4 protein-coding genes are annotated in these 2,762 nt (G+C 66.8%); all 4 read left to right on the top strand.

What is annotated here, in order from left to right:
* A partial coding sequence (locus tag FDZ70_08960) for a (Fe-S)-binding protein (protein ID TLM71223.1) occupies nucleotides 1-730 on the top strand: 730 nt, incomplete at its 5' end.
* A 103-nt stretch (nucleotides 731-833) separates the two neighbouring features.
* On the top strand, nucleotides 834-1,562 hold the full coding sequence (locus FDZ70_08955; GenBank protein TLM71222.1) for an aminotransferase class I/II-fold pyridoxal phosphate-dependent enzyme: 729 nt from the start codon (nucleotides 834-836) through the stop codon (nucleotides 1,560-1,562).
* 21 nt (nucleotides 1,563-1,583) lie between these two features.
* Nucleotides 1,584-2,609 carry a 3-deoxy-7-phosphoheptulonate synthase gene (aroF, locus tag FDZ70_08950; GenBank protein TLM71221.1) on the top strand — a complete coding sequence of 342 codons (1,026 nt, stop codon included), beginning with the start codon at nucleotides 1,584-1,586 and terminating at the stop codon, nucleotides 2,607-2,609.
* The coding region (locus tag FDZ70_08945; GenBank protein TLM71220.1) for a prephenate dehydrogenase/arogenate dehydrogenase family protein at nucleotides 2,606-2,762 on the top strand (157 nt) is incomplete at its 3' end. The genes aroF and FDZ70_08945, both read left to right, overlap by 4 nt.

Here is a 2,762-nt window from a genome sequence, read left to right as displayed (position 1 = left end):
CAATGCCTCTGGCACGCCTTTCATGTTGATGCCTGATGAATGGTGTTGTGGGAATACGCTTTTCTCGGTTGGCATGATCGACGAAGCACGGGCATTGGCGCGCCGCAATATCGACGCCGTCAAAGCCGCAGGAACCAAGACGTTAATCACCAGCTGTGCCGAGGGGTATCGGATGTGGAAGGTCGATTACCCGAAGATGCTCAATATGGCCACCCAGGACATGGGCTTCAAGGTCATACATCTGGTTGAGTTTGCCGATGCCGCGCTCCAGAAAGGAGCGCTCAAGTTGATCAAGCCGGTAGAGGCGCGGTTGGCCTATCACGATTCGTGCAGCATCAGCAGACTTTCTGATTCCTGGACACCCTGGAAAGGGGAACGGGGATGGATGGGCACTGTCAGTCCTGGGCTTAAGAGACGGCGGGGAACAGAGGGACTGTATGCGCAGCCGAGAAACATTCTGAAAGCCATTCCGGGTGTCGAATTTGTGGAGATGCCCAGAACAAGGGAGAATGCCTTCTGTTGTGGAGCAGGCCGCGGGACAAAGGAGGCCTTCCCACAATTAGCCTCCTTCTCGGCAAAGCACCGATTGGAAGAAGTGATGGATGTAGGCGCAGAAGTGCTGGTCTCCGCCTGCCCCTGGTGTAAGAACAACTTTGCTCAGGCCGCAAAGGAAACCGGAAACCATTTGAAGGTGATGGACATCTCTGAGGTGATTCTGGAATCGATTTAAACTCAAATGCTTGCACCTCCACCCCCCCCTCCCCTCGTCGTCGGCAGCGGCAGATGAGGCTAAGGGACAGGTCTACGCGTGGCCGAGCTTCGTCGTCTACCCGATGGTGTGCACGCTGTTCGGCGCGAAGGCGGTGGCGGTGCCGCTCGCGGGCGACGCCCACGACCTCGACGCCATGCTCGCCGCGGTCACGGACCGCACGCGCCTGCTGTTCGTGTGCAACCCGAACAACCCCACCGGCACGATCGTCCGCAAGCCGGAGTTCGAGATCTTCCTCGCCAAGGTCCCGGAGCACGTGCTCGTCGTGGTCGACGAGGCGTACATCGAGTTCGTGACGGACTCGCACTTCCCCGACGGCATGGCGTACTTCGACGGCGAGCGCCCGCTCGCGGTCCTGCGCACCTTCTCGAAGGCGTACTCGCTCGCCGGCCTGCGCGTCGGCTACGGCGCCATGCCCGAGCCGCTGCGCGAGGCCGTCGACAAGGTCCGCGAGCCGTTCAATGTCAACGCGGTCGCGCAGGCCGCCGCGTTCCACTCGCTCGACGACGACGCCGAGGTGGCCCGCCGCCGCACCGAGAACGCCGAGCAGCTCGCCGCGCTGTGCGCCGCACTCGACCGCCTCGGCGTGACCTACGCGCCCTCGCAGGCGAACTTCGTCTACTTCCACACGGCCAAGCCGGCCGAGGTGTTCGAGGCCCTGCTCGCCGAGGGCGTCATCGTGCGGCAGCTCGGGCCCGCGCCCGCGCTGCGCATGACGATGCCCGCGCCCGGGGACACTGAGTACGTGATAGCAGCGCTCGAGGCCGCGCACGCGGCGCTCGGCGGGTTCTAGACGAAGGGAAGGCACGCAGACATGCTCGTCGTGATGAGGGACCACGCGTCCCAGCAGGAGATACAGCACGTCGTCGACCGGCTGAAGGAGGCGGGCGCGGAGGCGCACCTGTCCGGCGGCGCGGTCAAGACGGTCATCGGCGTGGTGGGGGAGCGCGAGGTCGTGTACTCGCTCGAGCTCGAGGGTCTGCCCGGCGTCGAGGAGGTCGTCCGCGTCCTCAAGCCGTACAAGCTCGTGAGCCGCGACTTCCAGGCGGAGGACACCGTCATCACGGTGGGCACCTCGCGCGTGGGCGCCGCCGACGCGGCGATGATCGCCGGCCCGTGCTCCATCGAGTCCGAGGAGCAGATGGTCACGGTGGCGCGGGCGGTGAAGGCAGCAGGCGCGAACTTCCTGCGCGGCGGCGCGTACAAGCCGCGGACGAGCCCGTACGCGTTCCAGGGCATGGGCGTCGAGGGCCTGAAGCTCCTGCGTGCCGCAGGCGACGAGGCCGGCCTGCCCGTGGTCACCGAGGTGCTCGACGTGCGCGATGCCGAGACGGTGGCCGAGTGGGCCGACGTGCTCCAGATCGGCGCGCGCAACATGCAGAACTTCATGATGCTCGACGAGATGGGCCGCATGCGGAAGCCGATCCTGCTCAAGCGCGGGTTGTCCGCGACGATCGACGAGGTGCTGCAGGCCGCCGAGTACCTGCTCAAGGGCGGCAACCGCGACGTGATGCTGTGCGAGCGCGGCATCCGCACCTTCGAGTCGTACACCCGCAACACGTTCGACCTGGCCGCCGTCGCCGCGCTGCGCACGCTCACGCACCTGCCGATCATCGCGGACCCGTCGCACGCGACCGGCCGCCGCGAGCTCGTGGCGCCGATGTGTCGCGCGGCGCTGGTCGCGGGCGCCCACGGACTCATGGTCGAGGTGCACAACGACCCCGAGCACGCGAAGTGCGACGGCCCGCAGTCGCTGACGCCCGAGGCGTTCGGCGAGCTCATGGCCTCGCTCGACCCGGTGCTCGCGCTCGATGGCCGCCGCTGGGGGCACGTGGCGTGAGCGCGTACTCCTCGGTCGTTGTGGTCGGCGTGGGGCTGATCGGCGGCTCGCTCGCCGCCGCCGCCAAAGCGCTGCCCGACCCGCCGCTCGTGCGCGGGGTCGCGCGCAACGCGCGCACGCTCGAGTACGCGCTGGCGCACGGCATCATCGACG

It is taken from the genome of Actinomycetota bacterium (assembly GCA_005774595.1).
Lineage (GTDB): Bacteria > Actinomycetota > Coriobacteriia > Anaerosomatales > D1FN1-002 > D1FN1-002.
This window is presented reverse-complemented; position numbering and strand designations above follow the sequence as displayed.